The following is a 22721-nucleotide window of genomic DNA, read 5'->3' on the forward strand; positions in this document are numbered from 1 at the left end:
TTAGCATTATGAAAATTTACCAAAACTTAACTTTAAAACTTTCCAAATGAACAACGAAAAGCAATTTTACAAAGATAATAAAAAAAACGAATCCAATGCCTACTTAATGGGTGGCAAGATGCCACCACATTCATTAGAAGCCGAAAAAGCAGTTCTCGGTGCTATGATGATTGATAGATTGGCTATACCTCAAGCTGTTGAAATGTTGAGCGAGGATAGTTTTTACCAAATCGGACACCAAAAGATATTTTCCACAATCACAAAGCTAAGTAATACCGGTCAAACACCCGATATCATCACTGTTACTGAAGACCTGAAATCAAGAGGTGAGTTAGAAATCGTTGGTGGTATTGCATATCTGAGCGAAATAAACCACTTGACCCCGACTTCTGCATTCATTGAGCAACATGCTCGAATTGTTCAGGAAAAATACCTGAAACGACAGCTTATCTCCACTGCAAGAGAAATACTCAATTCAGCTTATGATGATTCGACAGACGCACTTGACGAAGTTGATGTTGCTGAAAGATTAATTTTCGAAATTGCCGAAAAGCGTCTCAAGAAAAGTTATATGTCAATGAATGCACTTTTGAAAGATGCTTATGAATTGATTTCCCAACTTTCACATAGAGACAAATCTAAATTGACAGGAGTTCCCTCAGGATATTCCGAGTTAGACCATCTTCTCGGTGGATTTCAAAAATCAGACTTGATAATAATTGCTGCCCGACCATCGATGGGTAAAACTGCTCTTGCGTTGAGTATGGCTCGAAATGCCGCTGTACTACACAAAGCAGCAGTTGCATTTTTCTCCATAGAAATGTCCTCGTTGCAACTTGTAATCCGTCTGATTAGTTCGGAATCTAAAGTTGACCAACAAAAAGTCCGTACAGGTTCTATCAATCAAGAGGACGACCAAAGAATTGTCAAAGGTTTGAATGTGTTGTCACATGCTCCTATCTATGTAGATGACAGCCCGATGTTATCAATACTCGAACTTAGGGCAAAGTGCAGAAGGCTGAAATCCGAGCACGACATCCAACTTGTTTTTGTGGATTATTTGCAATTATTGGCAGCTCCTAAAGCCGAAAGTCGCGAACGCGAAATTTCGTTGATTTCGGCATCGCTGAAGCAAATTGCCAAAGAATTGAACATTCCAGTAGTTGCTTTAGCTCAGTTGAATCGTTCAGTCGAATCCCGTACCGATAAGCGTCCGATGCTCTCGGATTTAAGAGAATCAGGCTCAATCGAACAAGACGCAGACGTTGTAATGTTTGTCAATCGTCCCGAACAATACGGACAAATGCACTATGACGATGCCAATAAAACACCTACACAAGGAACTGCCGAAATCATCGTCGGTAAGCAAAGAAACGGACCTGTTGGGACTATCAGGTTAGCATTCCAAAAGAATTATGCAAGATTTGAAAATTTGGCAACAGATTCGGCTTTCCCTGAGCCCGAAAATTTACCTGCTCAAACAGATGAAGCATTTTAATAAATTTATCTAAAATCTTTGTCAATCGGTATCTTTGTATTATATTTGTAGTTCGTTTAAATCGAAATTACAATAATTATGTTTGAGAATTTACAAGAAAAATTAGAATTAGCTCTGAAAAGATTCAGAGGTCAGTCAACTATAACCGAAGAGAATATCGCCGAAGCTTTAGTTGAGATTCGCCGTGCGTTGATAGATGCCGACGTGAACTTCAATGTAGCAAAGCAATTTGTCGAAGATGTCAAAGAAAAGGCACTCGGGCAGGAAGTCAAAGGTAAGTTGATGCCTGAGCAATTAATTGTCAAAATTGTTCGCGACGAATTAGTTGCTATCATGGGCAATAAGATGAGCGAATTACAATTCTCATCTCAAGCACCGACAGTAATACTTGTTGCCGGATTGCAAGGTTCGGGTAAAACTACTTTTTGCGGCAAATTAGCAAAAAGTTTGCGCAAAAAAGGCAGACAACCGCTCTTAGTCGCTTGCGATATTTATCGTCCTGCGGCGATTTTGCAATTAGAGCAGTTAGCTTCGCAAGTAAAAATTCCAATTTATAAAGAAGAAACTAAAGATGCCGTTGCCATAGCAAACAATGCTATCGCATATGCAAAAAAATTCGGTCGCGACGTAGTAATTATTGATACAGCCGGTAGATTGACAATTGATGAAGAAATGATGACGGAAGTCAAGAACATTTCCGATTCGGTAAAACCTACCGAAACCTTGTTCGTTTGCGATGCGATGATTGGTCAAGACGCCGTCACCACTGCAAGAGCTTTTCACGATAAATTATCACTTACCGGTGTCGTACTAACAAAATTGGACGGTGATACACGTGGTGGAGCAGCATTATCAGTGCTTCAAGTCGTAGGTAAACCCGTAAAATTTGTCGGTACAGGCGAAAAATTGGAAGCTCTCGAGCCATTCCATCCCGAACGTATCGCATCCCGTATCCTTGGTATGGGCGACGTGTTGACCTTAGTTGAAAAAGCTGAACAACAATACGACCAAAAAGAAGCCGAAGCACTCGAAGAAAAAATCAGAAAAAATCAATTCACTTTTGATGATTTTCTCGACCAACTCAAAATTATCCAAAAGATGGGTTCACTCAAAGATTTGCTCGGAATGATACCCGGAATGGATAAGCAACTCAAAAATGTAAATATTGATGACAAAGCTTTCAAAAAAGTTGAAGCAATAATATATTCGATGACAAGGGAAGAACGCAAAAGCCCTAAGATATTGAATGGTTCCAGACGTATGAGAATTGCCAAAGGCAGCGGCACACAAGTGCAAGATGTCAATAGATTGCTCAAACAATTTGACGATATGCAAAAAATGATGAAGAATATGACAAGAGGTAAAAAATCCCGCTTCATGCCAAAATTCCCCGGCATGGGTTAATATCTCATGGAGATTCGAGCATTCACGCTTGTTAGGACAAGCACCAAAAGAATGACAACAATAGTTTTTCTCTAATTTATTTAAAGGTTTTTAGAAATGGTAAAGTTAAGATTAAGAAGAAAAGGGAGAATTCATCATCCCGTTTATGACATCGTTGCAGTAGATTCGAAAGCAAGACGCGACGGTGCTTTTTTGGAAAGATTGGGCTACTACGACCCAAACACATCACCTACCACTATCAGTGTTGACCACGACAGAGCTATTTATTGGCTCAGCGTGGGTGCTCAGCCTACTGACGTGACTGAAAAGCTTTTGAGCTATGATGGTGTTTTGCTTCGCAGAGCAATGTCATTCAAAGACAAACCTCTCGAGGAAATCAACGAAGCTGTCGAAAAACATCGCAAGAATGTTCACGACAGATACTTCCGCCAAAAAGACAAAAGGTCACAACGTAAAGCTGCCAAAATCGCAGCAGAAAAGAAAGCAAAAGAAAAAGCAGCCGAAGGCGCCGAATAATTCTTTCTTCTCACAAAGAATCAATCAAGAAGCTGTCCCACAAGGGCAGCTTTTTTTTTGGGGGTGGGTTGGGAGTGTAAGAAAAAAAAGAAAAAAATTTTGATATTTCATTTGGAAATGACAAAAGTTTTATTATTTTGGAAATTAGGTTTTCACATTTTTATAAATTGTTATTAAGGAGTGGTTTATGAAAACAATGTACCCCCCCTCCACGAGAGCCTTTGGGCTATTGACAGCAGCTTTTTGCATACTATACTTAACTAATTCTACGGTGATGGAAGCACAAACCGGTAAAGAACTATTTCCCGAACAATTGCTTACTTCATGTTGCGAACAAATTGATATTGACTACTATGTTACAGAGGATTGTTGTATTCAAATTGATATTGACAATCCAAGTTGCGAAGATGCCAAAATATCAATTTTATATAGAGACCCTTATCATCATTTATGGCAAATAAAACATGTTGAATCTGCACCAGCAACAACTGTTAGCTATAAACTTTGCCCTACCGTAGTTTCCACTACAGTACAGTTCAAGGTAATAATTCAATATGCTAATGGAGCACCACATTGCGATGAGAGTTTTTTGGTTGAAGGAGTAAACCAATTCACATTTAATGTTGATAGAAGTCAATGTTGCAATTGTGAAGGTTCAAACACATGGTTAACTGCATCAATGCACGCGGATACTCTATGCCCTGATTCATGTACTATCAGAATGGATTTAGATATACCGGATTCACTAACATGTTTAAAATACTTCATTCCCCAAAATCAAGAAGCCCCGTATAATGAACCGCTGGAAATTAATACTGAAAACATTGAAAACTTCTATAGATGTCTAGGACCAGGTGAATCTACTTCAATTCAATTATTTTTATTAGCAAGTCCTGAAGAATATTTGCTTAGTCCTTTGGCTGGGTGCAAAGTTTATTCCAGTTTTTCATGTGACACAGTACCCATTATTGAATTCCCTGAAATTGACCCACCATGTTCTGAGGAATGCCCGGACAGTGCTTGGACTACTTATACTGATGTTTTTAGTATGGGTTCCCCATGTTCAGCCTGTCTTATATATGTTGAATATGTTGCAAGGAGATGCAATGGTAAACAGGAATTGCAAATCGTACGATTTTTTACTCCCCATCTTCCTAATTGTATTGGATGTCCGGATGACGTTATTTATTCAGAAGCAATAAAATATATAATTAATAAAAATGCTATGAATTTTGAACCTAGAGAGGAAGAAGATTGTGATACAACCTGGCGAGTAGGTGTAGGGAGTTGTTGGGCTACTTGGGAATATTACCAATATATAATGAAATGGCAAGATAATGGTCCCTCCGGTCCGGGTTGGGTATCAGTACTTGATACTATAGTAGTACGTGAAGTATGCGATAGCGTTCAGTGTTGCTTTGATATAGTTACAGTATGCAGATTATCGGAAGATGCAATTGATATTAGTATTGATTCCGTTTCGAATCGATTTGTGAATTGTGATTTTCAATCAAAACTGACTTACTCAGGTTTGTTTGTTTTTTGTACTCCTGCGTGCAATTGGTTAGATAGTTTAGAAGGTGAATACCAATATATACTTGGGAAAGAAAATATTTTTGAAGACACTAATCCCTCAAGTGAATTTATTATAAATTCATACACTTTGAATGAAAATATAGTCTTTGAAATTCAATCACAAAAATCTACTGATGTTGATATAAGAATTTATGATTTATTAGGGAACTTGATTATAGCAAAAACTACTAGAACTTCAACAAGATTATCTGAACATAAAATTGACTTAACACAATTTCAAAGTGGAACTTATATTTATTCAGTTGTAATAGGTAGTAAATTGATAAAATCGGATAAGTTCATATATCTGAAATAATTATGAGCAGTACTCCTGCTGAAAAGCAGGAGTACTGCTAGATTTTATTAATTTAATAAAGGATAAACTATATGAAAATTTTATTAATTCTTATTGTTTTTGCTTTTTCATTCATTCATATAAATTCTCAAACTGTATGGGAAAAAGTTAATCCATTTATGGGGCAATTTGCCAGATTTCAAGATGTCAGATGTTTTGATAATTTGAATTGCATAGGAATTGTTGAAAATACTGATACATGTTGCGATAGGATTGTTAAGACAACTGACGGTGGCAAAACTTGGTTTACTCATTATCATGAAAAAATATATAATGATGATACCGGTATGCCAATATTTCCAAATCCTATGTACATGAATTCGATTGACTATTTATCAGAAAAACAAATTTATATTTCCCGAAGCAGAGGTAAATTATTTAAAAGTACAGATGGGGGAATTACTTTTGATACAATTCAAGTAGTTGAATCTATCGAGGGGAAAAACCCGAGCGGCCTTTATAGTTTAGATATGTATGATTCATTAGTAGGTGGGGCTATATCAAATTCACATCTTTATATAACTGATGATGGATGGAAAACTTCAAAAAACTTATCAATTGAAGCTGAATTTATACCGGATGATTATCAAATCATTGCGCATAGTTTCATTTATTCAGGTAAAAATCAAATAACTGTTTATTTCAGAGTTTCTAAAGAAATATCTAAAAACAATTATCATGTATTATATAAAGGACTTATCACCTCTATTAATAGTGGTGAAACATGGTATTTGAGAGATATTCTCAAAGATTTCAATGCACGTTCAGTTCAAATTACTTCCTTGTTTTTCTTGGACTCAAAAATTGGCTGGGCTTCAGGTCAGGTTATATATGATACTGATAATGGAGGTAGATTAACTCACGGACTTGTGTATAAAACATATGATAGTGGTATAACTTGGGACTTAATTCATGTTGACGAGACTGAACCAACATTTGGATTGTGGGACATTGCTTTTTATGATGAATTAAATGGAATTGTTGTTGGTAAATACGGGAAGTTATTACGTACAACAGATGGTGGTTATACTTGGTTCCGTGATGCTTTTTTGGACAACTATTCTCAAAACATGCGAGTAGTTCAGAAAATTGCATTTGCGGGAGAACACCCTATCCTAAGTACTTTTAGTGATGGTCTCTGGCGTGGCACATACACACCGTCATCAGTAAATGAAAGCAAAGAAGCAGGGAAGGGGCTTTCCCTCTACCCCAACCCCACAATGGAATATATCACAATTACGAAACCTTCGGAAGGTTTCGAACCTTCGGAAGGTTCAGAAGTCAAAATTTTCAATATGCTTGGTGAATGTGTGATGACCGTAGAGACACGGCATGTCGAGTCTCTACAAAGAATTAATATTTCGCATCTCCCTCGTGGTGTGTATTATGTCCGTATGGGTAATCGGACGGAGATGTTTGTGAAGATGTGACAGATGAAGACTTCGGAAGTCTAATTTTCTAAAGTATATGAATATAATAAGCTTATTGATGTTAATTATACAGACTTCCGAAGTCTAACTCAAAAATCATCTTAATCACAAAAATCACACAAATCATAGTTCAGACAAACGAGACGGAGATTTTCACCGTTCCCCCCCTCAATTCTCGCTGCGATATGTGAGCCCTGCCCAAATGGCTTTGACAGTGGTTTTTATATCTGCGAGTGACCGGCTGTTTTTCAGAAATAAAAATGTATAGGCGATAGGTCGCAACAATTTCACAAAAATATTCCCGTATAAGCGGTCTATCACGACTAAATTTCTAATTGAATAAAAACTTTTCCATGTAAAATCTGCAACGTTCTCGGGTGGGTCAATCATTCGCACTAAATTGGCATCACGCACCAATAGCATTTTATATCCCGCTCTTTGGGCTCTGAGGAAATATTCTGTGTCATCAGCAAAAATGAAAAATTTCTTCTCAGGTAGTCCTACTTTGCTTATTACTTCTTTAGCGAACAATGGTCCTTCAAATGTTGGTCCTTGCACTTCGATTGTCTCATTAGTGAAGTCGCTTTCGGCAACTACTCGCTTCCAAATATGTTTGAATGGATTCGTCAGATTTAGTTTGATACAATCGTTCAGATAGGGTCTTTTGTCTCTGTATAGCCTAAGCGGAAAGAGCACATAACCCGCTTTGTAATGCTTGATTAATTTTTCTAAGCAATCCTTTTCGGGGACAACGTCATCGTCCATAATCCAAATCAAATCGCAATCGCTTGACTCAGATTCTTTGAATGCTCTGTATTGACCACCGGAACTACCCAGATTCGATTGCTTTATAACAATCAAATCTTTTTGCAATGACAACCAATCTTCGGTTCCATCAGTAGATGAGTTATTGATTATTATGATATTATCAATTTTGTAAGATTGTTCACGCAGTGCACCGATTACTTTTTTTAGCAAGTCAAGTCTATTGAAGGTTACAACGGCTGCTGTTACTTTGTAATTCATAATCTCACCTTGTAATGAGTTCCTAAGTCGCTCAAGCAATAATCTCTGAATATCCGTAAACCATCACGATGCGAAGGCAAGACCATCAATTCGTGAGACTCGTCAAAGTTTGTCCATTTGAATTCTTGATGTTCATCCGAAATTTTGACAATATCGGTAAAATTTACCAAAACACCGAATACGGGAGCGAAATTTACTTGATTTGCATGATAATCGAAAAAAGTTGTCACATATGGCAAACACCAAATTGTATCTGAAACTAAATCTGTTTCCTCCTTCAATTCACGGAGTGCAGCGTCGAGAGCCGTCTCATTCTTCCAAATTCCTCCTGTTACTGTTTGCCAAATCCCCGGATAAACTCTCATTTTATCAGCACGTTTGAGTACTAAGTATTCATATTCTTGAGTAGCTGGATTATATCGCGCAATATGAACTTGGACAGTTGTGAGATTAGCTTCTTGCATTGCGTTTTTCAAGTTTATTGATGAAGTTCATTAATCGCTCTGCTTCCACTTCCCAATTATATGTCGAATGTGCCTTTAAAGAAGCCTCCATCATATCATTAGTATCAGCAATTAGCATTTTTTCCATAGCTTCGGCGATGTCAGTTGGAGCTGCTGATTTTGCAACGATTCCCGAACCGGTTGATTCGACTATTCTCGCAGTAGGTATCATAGGCGTAACGACAACGGGCAATCCCAAAGCAAAATACTCAAAAAGTTTATTATGGATTGTATAATCATTGAAATCATTCAATTCGTAAGGAATGATACCATAATCAGCTTCAAACAGCAATTCGCCCAATTCTTCGCCGGAATACTCCCCATAAAAGATAATGTGATGATAGATACCTAATTCGTTGCACAATTCTTTGTAATCATCTTCGCAATCGCCAAATCCGGGTAAAATTACTTCGAAATTCAACCCTTTATCGAACAAAATTTTACAAGCGTAAAAGAAGCTCGTCAAACTTTTTTCTGAGGTCATCATGCCATGATGAATGAAAATGGGTGTTTCATTAGGTTCTTTATCGCAAACCGAAGGATGCAAATCCTTTGTGGGAGAATTATAAATACAAACAATCCTATCTTTATCGAATTGATATTCTTGGGCTAATCTTTCGATTTGCTCCTTGCAAACTACGATAATTCCATCCACTTTACCGACTGCATTTTTTTCCTTACGGCTGGGAAAATTCAATTTATGAATAATAAATTTTTTCAAAGCGCTCGAATTATACTTTTTCCAGCTTTTCATAGCAGCAGGATAATTTTCCGCCATATCCATCAAAACCGGGATATTTGTATCCTTTACCAAATCCGCTACCAAAGAGGATAAGAACATTTCTCTGACTATAATCAAATCCGATTTGAATTCTTTAATATTTTGCGCAATAAATTTTTTCCATTTCGGGTTCATATCCAAAGGCGTTGATTGCCAGGACCTACCTGAGCTATCTAATGCTCTGAATTCAAAATCTTCATCGCTTTCTGCTTCGATGTTGTCACTAAAACAACGAACCAAAAGTCTGGCTTTTGCACCGTTCTCCTTAAATGTTTGGAACATCTTCTTGATTCGTGGTTCGTAGGGATAATGGCTAAAGAAAACATATAAAATTCGTTGAAATCTCACTTTTTAACTCCACTCATAAAATAAGATGCCGCAAATCCGAGCAAAAGGAAAAATAAGCTGAAAATAATCGGTATTAATCCCAAAACCGGTTCTACCATAACTTGGAGCGACACTTGAATCACTGATGCAGCAATCAATCCGAGTATAAAATAGTATGTTTCTGGCGGATATTTTACCATCAATTTATTAATTACTTTCGAGGCTACAATCAAGCCGGGCAAGATACCAATTCCCATCAATGCAAGTTGGACAAGCATTCTATTATCTACAAAATGAAGAATATTGTAATATTCGCCGAGACTTATCAATAATGCAGAACCCGAAAAACCGGGTAAGACCATTGATACAGCACCAATAAAACCACAAAATATTAACCATAATGAGTAGAAAAAGTCTATGGTTGTGATAGTAAATAAATCGCCTACTTGGTAAACAATTTCCGGTTTCATGTTACCCTCGCCCCCACTCTTTTGACCAAAGTAAGAGGTGATAATAACAGCAGCAATTGCAACTACAAAAATGCTTAATCGTTTCGGATTGACTTTCATGTCATGATGCAAATTTAGAATAAATGGCACTGCACCAACAATCAATCCAATGAAGAAAATATAAGTATATTGGGCGCTTGTGGTATCTTCGAGCAGGAATGTAAACAGTCTGGCAAAAAGCACTACCCCAACGACGGCTCCCAATCCAATCTTAAGCAAAAGAATAGTGTATTGCTTTCGTTTTTCTCTATTTTGAAAGTAGAATCCTACAGCTTCTGTCAACTCTTTGTAAATTCCGAGAATGAAAGCCATTGTGCCACCGCTAACACCCGGGATAATATTTGCTATACCAATCAATACACCTTTTAGGAAGGTAGAGATAAAATCAATCATATTAGAATTTATAAATTAACAAAAATAAGAAAAACAAAACTAAGCTTATAAAGAATACAATCGCTATCACTCGTGAATATTTATCAAGAAAAACTTGGACTGCCGGACCAAATAAATAAATTAGCAATGCCAATGCAAAAAATCTGAATGAGCGTCCAAGAATACAAATGAGTATAAAATTTCCCAAATCCATCTCAGCTACACCGGCGGCTAAAGTTGCTATTGCGAATGGTAATGGAGTTACTGAAGCAAAGATGAGAGTCCACTCTGCTAAATCACCCCTGAAAGTTTCGAGAAGTGATTCCCATGTATTACTCGAGCCATACATTGTAACTATAGATTCTCCGACAGATGACATGAATTCCATCCCAATATAATAAGCAAACATACCTCCAAGTATGGAACCTAAAGTTGCCCAAAGAGCAAACTGAAATGCTCGCTTTGGCGATGCAATCGCTATCGGAATGAAAGTTATATCTATTGTTATCGGGAAAACAGATGAATCCGCAAACGAGTGCAGAAACAGTGTAGTACGCGCATAGGGTTTTTCGGCAAATAGGGAAACCCAAGATACAAGCCTGTGTTTGAGACTTCTAAGCTTTTTGAGCATATAATTATTTTAGAATGACCTTGTTTTAATAATTATTCTTGCCATACGCCCATTGCGTAAAATTTTTCACGTCGTGCTTTTATCAATTTTGAAATGTCTATCTTGGTCAATTTGCTGATTTCTTTGTCCAAAACATTTTTCAAATTTTGATACATTACAGTTGTATTATTGTGGGCACCACCTAATGGTTCGCTAACAATTTCATCAATGATTTTGTGTCGTTTTAAATCTTCGGCAGTAAGTTGTAAAGCTTCTGCGGCTTGTTCCTTGTAATCCCAACTTCTCCATAAAATACTTGAGCATGATTCGGGTGAAATCACCGAATACCATGCATTTTCCAGCATCAAAATCCTATCGCCCACACCAATACCAATAGCTCCACCTGAAGCCCCTTCGCCTATCACAACAACAATGATTGGTGTTCTGATTTTGCTCATAAGCATTAGATTAGATGCAATTGCTTCGGCTTGCCCTCGCTCTTCGGCTTCAATCCCGGGAAATGCACCGGGAGTATCGAGCAATGTGATAATTGGCTTATTGAATTTTTCAGCTAACTGAAAAAGTCTCGCTGCTTTGCGATATCCTTCGGGATTTGCCATACCAAAATTACGATACAAATTAGATTTTGTATCGCGACCTTTTTGGTGACCAACCACCATCACTGATTTTCCGTTCAATTTAGCAAAACCGCCTATTATTGCGGGGTCGTCTTTATATTTTCTATCGCCATGAAGCTCTACAAAATCTGTAAAGACATTTTTAATATAGTCCGATGTAATTGGTCGCTCGGGATGTCTGGCTAATTGGACGCGTTGCCAACGAGTGAGATTTTTGTAGATATCAATTCGTAAATCGTCAATCTTTAATTCAAGGTCTGAGATTTCTTTACTTATATCAATCTGTTGTCCGAGTTCACGCATCTCAGCAATTTTTTGTTCCAATTCAACAATCGGCTTTTCAAACTCTAAGATTACCTTTGCCATTTTTCCCTATAAAATAATTTCAACAATATATCAAAATCTAACGAGACGGAATAATGCTTCAAATAATATTCATTTAATTTCAAAATAGCTTTTTCGCTCAAAGCATTTGCCTGATTCAAATGGGCTAATCCCGTCAAACCGGGTTTGCCGAAATTCTTCCTACCAGGCAACTCAAAAATACCAATAAAAGAGTATTTCCCGTTCAAAACGTTGAAAATTTTTGAGATTATTTTATTTTCTCTGTTGTTAATCAAAAGTATGAATACAAGCCCAACGGTTAGCAATAAGAATGATAGAACTATATCTGTTGTCCGCTTTATGATTCTGTACCGAATCAGATTAGCCCTATACTTTAGAACTTCGTTTTTGTTTTCCGTGATTTCGGAAATCAACTTCGATACAATGAAATCTTCTAATTGATTAGCCACATGAAAATTTACTCTCGGATTTTTGTATTTGCTCGTCACAAACGAAATCTCATTATTATAGGTTTGTTCATCGGTAACGATTACGTCGCTGATTTTTTCATTTTCGATGATTGAATTGAGATGATTGATAGTACCTAACCATTTTAAGGGAAACGCATCATCTTGAGCCGGTTTAGAGTGAATGAAGCCAAGAATTTTCAATTGAGGTAAATTTTCCGAGATAAGTTTGTACAAATTCAAAGCGTCTTCAGGATTACTGACGATTACGATTTGTTTGTCGCTATAATTGTTTTTTATACTTGCTGCAGCCGAAATGACTATCCGAAGCAAGGTTGAACCTGTCATTCCGAAACCAATAGTGACAAGTAATGCTCCACGACTAAATCTATAGCCGGGGAAAAAATATATCAATGTGGACAGCACAAGAAAACTAATCGCATATCCGAATATGGTCTTTGTTGGCGAAAAGGTAGATTCAAAAAATCCACCGGCTGTAATATTTGCCATAATAGTAACAAAAATTACTGCTACGAAAACAGTCGGGTAGGCATATGGTTGCAGTCCAAATGGCGAACCAAGTGCCATATAAGTACCGAGCAAAATGCCGATGATAATGAAAATAGCATCCATTGCCATCAACTTTACATCAAGTTTGTATTTGTATAGATATGAAATCGATGCTCGTGTCAAAATACCTAATTTCAATAGTGCAAGGAAAAACCGAGAGTTCGAATAATGTTTTGAAACAAATATTTCCATTGCTTCGTAAAACAAATTGATTTCGTTCAAACTGCTGCGTTTCGAACTTTCACCCTTATGATGAATGATGCTTGTAGTATGTACGTAAGCATTTTTGTATCCGGCTTTGACCACACGATAGCATAAATCCAAATCTTCCCCATACATAAAGAAATCGGGGTCAAATCCATTGACTTGTTTGATTACATCTGTACGTGCAAACATGAAAGCCCCGGTAACTGCATCTACATAGTAAGTATTATCAGTTGGCATGTATGTTAGATTATATTTGCCGAAAACCTTAGACTTTGGGAACAAAGATTGCATTCCGAAAAGTTTGCTAAATGCAGACCATGGTCCGGGAAAACCTCTGCGACATGATGCTTGGAATGTGCCGTCGGTATTCAATACTTTGCAGACTGAGATTCCAACTTCGGAGTGATTCTCCATATACTTGTACATTTCATCAAGTGTATCCGGTTGGAGTAATGTATCAGGGTTCAAGATTAAGATGTACTTGCCCGCAGCTTTTTCAAAACCGAGATTGTTTGCTTTGCCAAATCCGATATTCTCGCTTAATGCGATAATTTCTACATTTGGGAATGCTCTAGAAATAAATTCGACTGAACCATCTTCGGAATTGTTGTCAACAACTATAATTTCAACTTTTAAATTCTTTGATGCTTGATTGACAGATTCGATACAACTATAGAGATAATCCTTCACATTATAATTTACAATTACAATCGAAATATCTGTATGTGAGGGATTATTCAAAATCATTTTTTCTTGTTTTTGAAGGTCCATGAAAATAATTTCAGTTTCCAGACTAAGAAAATGGCTTCGTAAATAATGCTTTTGTTCATCTTGGAAGTTCCGCTTCTACGGTCAATGAATATGATTGGAATTTCTTTGATTCGAGCACCATTTTTCCACATGCGGTAATTCATTTCGATTTGAAATCCGTAACCATTTGTCTTGACTGATTTCAAATCAATTTGAGATAATTTCGAGGCTCTGAAGCATTTGAAACCACCGGTTGCATCTTTAACAGGCATTCCTGTTATCACTCTTGTGTATAGATTAGCACCATAGCTGAGAATCAGCCTGCTCAGGGGCCAATTTATCACATTGACGCCCTTAATATAGCGAGAACCAATTACAAGGTCGTGATTTTCCAATTCAACAAGAAATCTTGGCAAATCGGCAGGGTCATGTGAAAAATCTGCGTCCATTTCGAAAATAGCCTCGAAATCTCTATCCAAGGCATATTGGAAGCCCTCGCAATAAGCTGTTCCCAAACCCATTTTACCTGCTCGGACTATCAAATGGATTCTGTTGTCATTAGCCATCATTTTTCGGACTACATCCGCAGTGCCATCGGGTGAATTATCATCTACGACTAATACGTTTAATCCATCAATCACCTTCAAAACTTCGGTAACAATGTGTTCGATGTTTTCAAGTTCGTTATATGTAGGTATTACAACAATTGCTTTCATAGTTTTTCCTTAATCAAATTCTTAAGCTTGCCCTCTTCCCATAATCATACACCAGAGGGTTCGAACAATAATTTCTATATCTAATTTTAGTGACATATTTTCTATATAATGAAAATCATTTCTCAATCTGTCTCGAATTTCTTCGGCAGATAATTCATAACCGTAGCTTGTGACCTGATGCCAACCTGTGATTCCCGGGCGAACTTTCAAGCGACGTTTATAATGCGGAAAATCTTTTGAAAAATCATCTACAAATTTTGGTTGCTCGGGTCTCGGACCAACGATGCTCATATGACCGAGTAATACATTCAGAAATTGTGGGATTTCGTCTAAGTGTGTTTTCCTGATAAATCGCCCAAAGGTCGTGACTCTCGGGTCATTCATAGTTGTCCAAGTTTGGTCATTGCGTTCCGGCTGGAAAACCATTGACCTGAATTTATAAATCTCAAAGATTCTACCGTCTTTGCCTACCCTTTTTTGAGTATAGAAAACCGGACCACGAGAATCTATTCTCACCCCAAGAGCTATCAATAACCAAATTGGCAAACCTGCCAATAATACAACAAAGCTAAAAACAAAATCAAAAATTCTCTTGATAGTTTCCTGCCAAGGCTTTAAAAGCTGCGTAGAAACTTCAATTAAAGGTAAGCCGTAAAGGTAGTAAGTTTTGGTTTGTCCGGCAAATACATCATACAAATCGGGTTCAATTTTGACACGAACCTTTTCATCAGCACATTGATTAACAATATCTACAAGAAGTATATGGTCAGGTTTTTCAGTTGCGATTACTACTTCTTCGGGTTTGGTATGCCTGAGTACATCTCCTAATTGGTCAACTGTTCCTAAGTATGTTCCGCTTTCAACTACAATATCACCGGACTTCTCCTTCAACTCATCGCCGGAAATCAGTAAAACTGCCAAAGGTTGATAACCCCAAGTTTTGACTCTTCTAAATTTCTTGAAATAATTGATTACTTTTTCATAATCACCCACAATTACAACCGGAATACTTAGCAGCCCTTTAATCCGCATATATCTTTCGATGAATCTAGCTGTTATTCTACCGCTAATCAGCAAGGTTGAATGCAGCACAAAATATATCAGGAACAACTGCCGTGGCGATGATTGGCTATCTATTTTTACTGCAAAAATTATGATTACGCAACCGATTAAAGTTACTTTGATTATTGACCAAAACTCTTCGAAAGGTGAGCGTTCGTACCAATTTTTATACATACCAGAAAAAAAGAACATAAGCAACCAAAAAATCAGGAAAATGAAAGTGCCTATAGTGATTTCAAGTGCACCGGGTTTGACAGCAGATGGATAAATCCCTGAACCGAATCTGATAAAAAAGAATAGCAGATATGCTGATATGATTGCAAGATTGTCAACGAATAATTGGATGACAAATCGCCAATGCCCGGACTTAATCAGTCTTTGGGGCTTAAAAGTAGCAAGCAAATTGCTTATTTCGGCTATATGTCCTTTTTGTGTTTCTATCATTTTATTTCTAAGAAGAACTGAATCCCTGTCTGTCCCAAATTGCATTTTGCGCACCCTTCAAGAATCGAAATGAACCAAGTAATATCGCAAAGTTGATTACTACGAAAAAAAGAAAAGGTCTGAACAAAGAAAAATTTATTTTTGCTTTCTCGACTAAGAATCCCAATAATGCACCGACATATAAAACTAATTGTGTTACCAAAATAACTCGAAAAGTAATCGTACCACTATTCATCATTATTGTTAAAAGTACTAAAAGAATCATCAAATATGGAGTAGTCCATCTTGTTACTTTGTGCGACCAGATAAAAAATGAGACCCAACCGTACTCGAAAATATTCAATAAATGCCTAAAATGAAAGACTGTAGCCATTCCACCGGCAGAAGCTCTCAATCTGCGATGCTTTTCATTTTCTAAAGATTTTTCGCGAACTTCATTCACCATAGCTTCAGGAGCAAATTTCACCTTGCTTTTGTTTTCCAAAACGGTGTAAATCGTAAACATATCATCGCAAAGCAAATCGCTTGCAATTGGTTTGAAAAATTTGCTGCGTATAGCATAAAAATAACCGAAGGCATTCACGCAGGAATCAATTGCGGATTCGTAGTATTTCAGGAAGTTTTCATATTGTTGATATATCAATACTCCGGCACTACCGCTATTTTCATTTTTCTCATTTTCGATATTTTGAGTGGCGATTACTCCACCGACATTCCGGTCGGCGAAATGCGAAATAATGATGCTCAAAGCATTTTCATTCAATCGGATGTCTGCATCCATCATGACGATGATTTCAGTTTCCGCAAGTGGAATAATTTTGTTGAGCGTGTTGTTTTTGCCGCCACGTCCGAAGCAATGAAATGATAGGCTGGAATATTTGGCGGAAAGCTCAGCTAAAATCTGATTAGTCCTATCAGTTGAGCCATCAGAACCAACGAGAACGCGAATTTTTTCTTTGGGATAATCACCTTCGAAAACCGAATCAATAGCATCGGCAATCAGTTCTTCCTCATTGTATGCAGCTATGATTACAGTGATTTCGGGCTGAAATTCAAGGTCGCTATTGTAAATTTTGGGTACAAACAGGCTTACAACCTTCAATATCAACGGATAGAAAGTATAATTAAAAATTATTGCTATGCCAATAACAAGTAATATTACATCAGTAAAAATCAATTTATCTTGCTGATTAATTTACAAACTACAAAAATATCAAAATTCATCAAATCGTAGCATAGCTCGTATAAAATGCTCCCCCGAATTGTCAGTGTTTATGAATCTATAATAAAGCTGAAGGTTGAAACCACGCGATAGTTCCACCCCGGATGATAATGCAAATGAAAAATATTCTTCCAAATTCCCGTCAAGAAATTTGACTTCTTGGCTATCAACATCAAATCTGAATCCTTCAAGATGATTACCGCCAACATTTCTAATTAATTCACCTGATTCAGAGTAAATATTATCACCGTGTCTGAAATATGAAAGTTCCAATTCAAACGGATAACGGCTGCCCCACCAATAACGAGTGGTAAAGGAGTATTTTTCCGAATTTGGCAAAATATACGATGAGACTACAAATCCATCATTGACAGCGGAATTATTTTGGTTGAAATGGGAGAAAGTGTAAGGTTGAACTCGTGCATATTCTGCAATCAAGTCAATGTTTGGGATTAGCGACAGCATTGCTCCCAAATTATAAGCAGTTTTGTTACCCCAATAATCTGTTCCAATCTTTTCAAATCGGATATCATCCAATAAGAAGGAACCTTTGACTAATAATCCTGTCATTGGTTTGACTGTTAAGTCCATGCCCATCAAGGCATTATCTCTATCTCTTAAAGCATGTTCTAAAGACTTTAGGAAACTGAGTGGATTCAAATATGCAATATCAGGATGACGATTGGAATAAACTAAAGATTCCCAAAAAGCAAATTCTCCCCAACTCGGAGTTAAAGCAAATCTATGCGTGACAAGATATTTGCTTGGTATATCAATGTGTGAACCTGATACGCCGATATTGGGTTGGGCAAGCAATGAGGCATGAACAAATTTATATCTGAAACTTTCAAACTCTGCACCTGCTGAAATGACGTCCATTGCAGGTGAGTTATCGGACATGATTAATCTTTGACCAAATCCTGCGCCCAATAATCTGGATTCGCGACCAATATTAAAATGGAACCATCGAGACACATAATTTATATGTGATTCGGTAAAATCTATATCGTCCTGATAAACGTTGAATTTTATATTTTGCGAATACTTTCTAATCGTATTAGCAACACTTCTCTCGCCTGAGAACAAAGTTCCGTTAGTGACTTGCAAATTATATCCGAAATTACTTTCAATTGTCCCATACAAACGAAATCCCAAATTCCCAATCAAAGCACAATTTTCATCGTTTCTCATGTAGTCAATTGAAGCAAGTGGCATTATCTGAACATTAGTTTCATCGTTTGAATTGCGATAGAAGAATTTTTCATCATTCGAAAAAAGTCCACTGAATAAGATTTGGTTTGAATCTGTTTCGCTTGTAATCAAGGTATATGTTTTTGAATCATTGATGAAAAACTCTTGCTTGAATTTTTCGAGCAGTTTTTTATCTGCATTTCCAAGTTCGGTTTTATTTTTTTCAATTTCATTTAAGGCTTTTGTGATATGGGAAAGTCTCATTGGCAAATCATTCAAAGGATAGCCTTCGTAATGCCCTTGATTATACATTCTCTCCAAAAAAGGATACACAGAATGGTAGATATGTACGTGCTCAGATTGCGAGTATGCTATAAAAATATTCGCAATAAAAAATAGGATGATTACGCTTGTTTTTTTCATCGAGTTAATAATGTGAAAACTGTGGTTATCAATATTGAGACTGTAGCTATCAGACTGGCATATACAGCAAAACGTTGCAATTTCAGCGTTGTTGGTTCATCAGGTACTCTTGGTGCATAAATTTGGTCACCTGCATAAACTACAACGTCATCGGTGCCTGCAATCCAAACATTTGTTCTGCCACGAATAATCCTTGCTCTTTCGGGTTCAGAACCTTCTGCAAAACCGCCTGCACGCTCTATGTACCAACTCATATTTCTACCTTCTTCAAATTCTACATATCCCGGATTTTTGACTTGACCGTTCACGAAAACTAATCCCGGATTGGTTGGTATATGAATAATATCGCCGTCATACAAAAGCACATCGTTGATATTGTTATTCTTTTCAAAAAGTTCTACAAAATCGGTCGCAACTAACGGCTGTTTGTACTTCATATCAATATAATATCGAGTAGTGTCGTCCATTGTCAAATCGCTGTATTGCATTACTTCATAAGTTTCTTGGCGAGGGTCCGTAAGTGATTTCAGTTTCGATTCACGTCGAACGATATTCGCAAGCGGCAAATAAGCATCTTGGGTAAAGCCACCTGCCATGTCTATCAAATCCCGAAGGCGTGTGTTTCTCAGTGTAATCAGATAATTGCCCGGGTTGCGGACTTGCCCTTTGATTGAAACAGTACCTGTACTCTGGCTTTGTGGCGTAATATTTTGTCCAACAATTATTACTGCACCCGGTTCAATCTCAAAATCTTCTCCAATCAGATTCAAACTTTTGTCTGTTTTGAGTAAAATTTGCTTGTTTTGCGATGGCATGTAGATTTTTATATTATTTATATCGGCATCATCAGTCAGTCCATAGCCAAATTTTAATAATAAGGATGCTTTATCGCCGGGTTTGTATGGCAAAATTATCGGTCTGGTAACACCACCGGAAATCGAAATCATTGGGAAATTATCTCTATCGAACGGGACGATAATTTCATCACCTTCCTTAACATATGGGTCGTATGATGCATCATTTGTAGCAGCTGCTTTTTCGAGGTCAATCGTCAACGAAGTGCCATCTTTACGAAGTAAAATTATATTTCTAGATGAATAGAATGGTTTTGTGCTCAGCCCGCTTTCCGAAAAACGACGTTCAGTTTCTCGTTCTGCCTCTTGTACTTGTAGCAATGCTTCCATTTGTGGTAAGGCGATTGCAGTATTTTTTTGGAGTTGATTGGCGAAAAGTATTGCCGTTGATACCTGATAGCTCGAGGGCATCGTATAAATTGAAGGATAGAGAACATTGCCGCCAATTTTCACTATACATTGCCTTGCTGCACGTAAATTTGTTGAAACTTCAAATTTAGGATTGAATGCTTTAAAAAACGATTCAATGCTATCTTGAGCTTGTTTCAAAGTAAGCCCTCGCATATCAATTTTGCCGACTCGCGGAATCATTATGGACATATCCGGCGATAATTTGATACTTCTGGGATTATTCATAATGGGCACAATTTGGATTGTTAGAATATCTTCGGGACCCAGAAAATATAACTCGGGGTCAATGATATTGCCAACCGGCATAGATTCCATCCGCATGGCATCATCAGAAAATTGGCTTTCGAGCTCCATTTTCAGAAGCTCATCGCCACTCATTCCGGATAAGCCTTTGATTTGAGCTTGAAGATTTGAGTGATTTGCAATCACCATTAAAAAAACAAAGATGCAAACTGCAATATTACGATACATCGTTCATAACCAATTGTTAATAAATAACTAAAGAAGCTTTAATGCTTCCTTTCTACCGCTTAGCTCTATTACTACAGATGCTAATGACGGAAAAGAATCAGAATAAGTCCAAATTTTTACAGATGAATCAAAAATTTCACCAAAATACGGATTTCCAAGAAAAATAACTATCGTGTCTTTACCCGCACTAAGTTTATCAAATATTTCTTTAGCTTTGGTGATTAAATCGGTTCTGCCATCATAAGCGACAGCTTTGATAAAGACAGCGAAAATAAGAATTTTGGCATCTTTGATACCGTCTTTGATTGCCGACAGGTCACTATCAGTGATAGTTTCACTTACAAAAGCAAAGTCACAGTCGTTTTCAATTGCTTGGGATAACATTGTGAAAAAGCGTGTTGCTGTTCGCAAATCCTTGTCTTGTTGCAAAAATGCAATTCCGGCAAAATTCACATCATCAGTTATAGGTATAATTGGCTTATCTATCTTTATTTGCAATGCTTTATAAGCAACATTTAAAGCTAAATTCAAATGGTCGGTAAAGATTTGTTTCGTGCTTTCGAGTGTCGCAAATAGAGGAATCAATTTCGCATTTCGTTTTGCAGTGATAATCCGCTTAGATGATTCGAAACAATTTTCGACTAGTTTTTCATCACTTTCGGCTCTTTCGATTAATCCTGCCATTGCTTCACTTGCATTTTCGGGCATAAGTGCAATATCAGCCCCTGCAAGAAGACAATCAATAGTTGCATCTGAGGAGTTACGAAGTTTCGTGATACTTTTCATATCCAAAGCATCAGTAACTATAAGCCCTCTGAACTTCATTTCATCGCGAATATAGCTGTAAACTTTTGGTGAAAGTGATGTCGGAAGCAGATTATTACTCATAGCCGGCACGTACAAATGTCCCACCATAATTGAATCCACACCTGCATCAATAGCCGCTTTGAATGGTAACAATTCAAATTTTTCCAAATCCTCCAGCGTTTTTGAAACCGCAGGTAATTCGATATGCGAGTCAGACAGCGTATCTCCATGCCCGGGAAAATGCTTTGCACAAGTCAAAACATTTACCGTTCGTGAACCTTCGATAAATTTCACAACATTATCGGAGACTAATTCCGGTGTCTCGCCAAATGAACGAATATTGATTATCGGGTTCGATTGGTTTGAATTAATATCGCAAACAGGAGCAAGATTCCATTTAACACCAACTGATTTGACTTCTTTGGAAATTGCAGTAGAAATTTTGAAACTCGTATCCGAATCTGAATTCTGACCTAATGCCATTGCATGAGGAAACTCGGTCCCTTCGGAAAGTCGCATTGGTAAGCCAAATTCAAAATCCCCTGCAAAAAGCAATGGTACAGCAGCGATATTTTGAAGCGAATTGGTCATTAGCTCTACCTGAACAGTATCTCCGCCGAAAATACAAAATCCCCCAACTCCCAATTCAACAAAACGAATAATTTCACGCTTGTAATCGGGATTTGTAAAAAAATCTTCTGTAGATAGCTTGGGAAATAGACATTGAGCTACGATTTGTTGCTTTGTCCAATTCATCGGATTACTCATCTATTTTGGCTCACTTTCAATAATTTCCAAATCATCTCCCTCGACCATCATAATGGCATTCCGCATGTAGTCCGGCAAACGTGTCGGGCGGTAATCTGTATTGCTCATATAAACGAGCGTCACTTCAGCTTTTATCGCAATTTTGCCCGAATTCATTCGAATAACATTTTCCATAACAATTGATGAATTTCCTATCGTTTTGGTACGAGTCAAAACATCATAGTAATCGGTAAAATAGAGTGGATTGAAATAATCCATCACATGGCGAACTGTCATAATTGGATTTTCAGCAGTATAGGTGCGATGATTGAGCGGCATCCCAATAAACTCGAAATATTTGGTTCTCGCCCACTCTAAAAAATAAAAATACTGAATATTGTGGACCACTCCAAAGGAATCAACTTCATGAAATTTGACTTGAGCATTTGTTGTATGCTTGTATTTATCTATATCTTTGAGTATATCTTGCTCGGTAATTCGGTTGCTCATT

At 37.3% G+C, this 22721-nt stretch carries 19 protein-coding genes; 5 read left to right on the forward strand and 14 right to left on the reverse strand.

What is annotated here, in order from left to right:
• Positions 1-46: 46 nt before the first annotated feature.
• The 5 genes from dnaB to M9949_03605 all read left to right on the forward strand — a co-directional run bounded on the left by dnaB (position 47) and on the right by M9949_03605 (position 6778).
• Positions 47-1498: a replicative DNA helicase gene (dnaB, locus tag M9949_03585; protein ID MCO5250486.1), complete on the forward strand. Its 1452-nt coding sequence runs from the start codon at positions 47-49 to the stop codon at positions 1496-1498.
• A 78-nt stretch (positions 1499-1576) separates the two neighbouring features.
• A complete protein-coding gene (ffh, locus tag M9949_03590) occupies positions 1577-2902 on the forward strand; it encodes a signal recognition particle protein (protein ID MCO5250487.1) in 1326 nt (441 codons plus the stop codon).
• A gap of 96 nt (positions 2903-2998) precedes the next feature.
• Positions 2999-3418, forward strand: coding sequence for a 30S ribosomal protein S16 (rpsP, locus tag M9949_03595; GenBank protein ID MCO5250488.1), 420 nt, complete (start codon positions 2999-3001; stop codon positions 3416-3418).
• Positions 3419-3605: 187 nt separating this feature from the next.
• Complete coding sequence (locus M9949_03600; protein MCO5250489.1) at positions 3606-5309, forward strand: T9SS type A sorting domain-containing protein; 1704 nt, start codon at positions 3606-3608, stop codon at positions 5307-5309.
• 71 nt (positions 5310-5380) lie between these two features.
• Positions 5381-6778: a YCF48-related protein gene (locus M9949_03605; protein MCO5250490.1), complete on the forward strand. Its 1398-nt coding sequence runs from the start codon at positions 5381-5383 to the stop codon at positions 6776-6778.
• Positions 6779-6946: 168 nt separating this feature from the next.
• Here the strand turns inward: M9949_03605 and M9949_03610 are convergent, their stop codons facing one another.
• The 14 genes from M9949_03610 to M9949_03675 form a co-directional block, all read right to left on the reverse strand.
• Complete coding sequence (locus tag M9949_03610) at positions 6947-7804, reverse strand: glycosyltransferase (GenBank protein ID MCO5250491.1); 858 nt, start codon at positions 7802-7804, stop codon at positions 6947-6949.
• Positions 7801-8268, reverse strand: coding sequence for an NUDIX domain-containing protein (locus M9949_03615; GenBank protein MCO5250492.1), 468 nt, complete (start codon positions 8266-8268; stop codon positions 7801-7803). Before M9949_03615 ends, M9949_03610 begins: the two co-directional genes overlap by 4 nt.
• Positions 8255-9436 carry a glycosyltransferase family 4 protein gene (locus M9949_03620; protein MCO5250493.1) on the reverse strand — a complete coding sequence of 394 codons (1182 nt, stop codon included), beginning with the start codon at positions 9434-9436 and terminating at the stop codon, positions 8255-8257. The genes M9949_03615 and M9949_03620 overlap by 14 nt, the downstream gene beginning before the upstream one ends.
• Positions 9433-10317, reverse strand: a complete 885-nt coding sequence (locus M9949_03625) for a DUF368 domain-containing protein (GenBank protein MCO5250494.1) — start codon at positions 10315-10317, stop codon at positions 9433-9435. The genes M9949_03620 and M9949_03625 overlap by 4 nt, the downstream gene beginning before the upstream one ends.
• Position 10318: 1 nt before the next feature.
• Positions 10319-10927: a VTT domain-containing protein gene (locus M9949_03630; protein ID MCO5250495.1), complete on the reverse strand. Its 609-nt coding sequence runs from the start codon at positions 10925-10927 to the stop codon at positions 10319-10321.
• Positions 10928-10959: 32 nt separating this feature from the next.
• Positions 10960-11910, reverse strand: coding sequence for an acetyl-CoA carboxylase carboxyltransferase subunit alpha (locus M9949_03635; GenBank protein MCO5250496.1), 951 nt, complete (start codon positions 11908-11910; stop codon positions 10960-10962).
• On the reverse strand, positions 11898-13883 hold the full coding sequence (locus M9949_03640) for a glycosyltransferase family 2 protein (protein MCO5250497.1): 1986 nt from the start codon (positions 13881-13883) through the stop codon (positions 11898-11900). The genes M9949_03635 and M9949_03640 overlap by 13 nt, the downstream gene beginning before the upstream one ends.
• Entirely contained in the window at positions 13856-14578 is a 723-nt protein-coding gene (locus M9949_03645) for a polyprenol monophosphomannose synthase (protein MCO5250498.1), read from the reverse strand. Before M9949_03645 ends, M9949_03640 begins: the two co-directional genes overlap by 28 nt.
• Before the next feature lie 21 nt (positions 14579-14599).
• Entirely contained in the window at positions 14600-16084 is a 1485-nt protein-coding gene (locus M9949_03650; GenBank protein MCO5250499.1) for a sugar transferase, read from the reverse strand.
• Positions 16085-16091: 7 nt separating this feature from the next.
• Positions 16092-17261, reverse strand: a complete 1170-nt coding sequence (locus M9949_03655) for a glycosyltransferase (protein MCO5250500.1) — start codon at positions 17259-17261, stop codon at positions 16092-16094.
• 36 nt (positions 17262-17297) lie between these two features.
• Positions 17298-18809: a capsule assembly Wzi family protein gene (locus tag M9949_03660; protein MCO5250501.1), complete on the reverse strand. Its 1512-nt coding sequence runs from the start codon at positions 18807-18809 to the stop codon at positions 17298-17300.
• A 107-nt stretch (positions 18810-18916) separates the two neighbouring features.
• The gene (locus M9949_03665) at positions 18917-20656 is read right to left on the reverse strand and encodes an SLBB domain-containing protein (GenBank protein MCO5250502.1); all 1740 of its coding nucleotides are present in this window, start codon (positions 20654-20656) and stop codon (positions 18917-18919) included.
• A 27-nt stretch (positions 20657-20683) separates the two neighbouring features.
• Complete coding sequence (locus M9949_03670) at positions 20684-22219, reverse strand: hypothetical protein (protein MCO5250503.1); 1536 nt, start codon at positions 22217-22219, stop codon at positions 20684-20686.
• Positions 22220-22231: 12 nt separating this feature from the next.
• Positions 22232-22720 carry an acyl-CoA thioesterase gene (locus M9949_03675; protein ID MCO5250504.1) on the reverse strand — a complete coding sequence of 163 codons (489 nt, stop codon included), beginning with the start codon at positions 22718-22720 and terminating at the stop codon, positions 22232-22234.
• Position 22721: the final 1 nt, after the last annotated feature.

The sequence above is a fragment of the Candidatus Kapaibacterium sp. genome (assembly GCA_023957315.1).
Classification (GTDB): Bacteria; Bacteroidota; Ignavibacteria; order Kapaibacteriales; family UBA2268; genus PGYU01.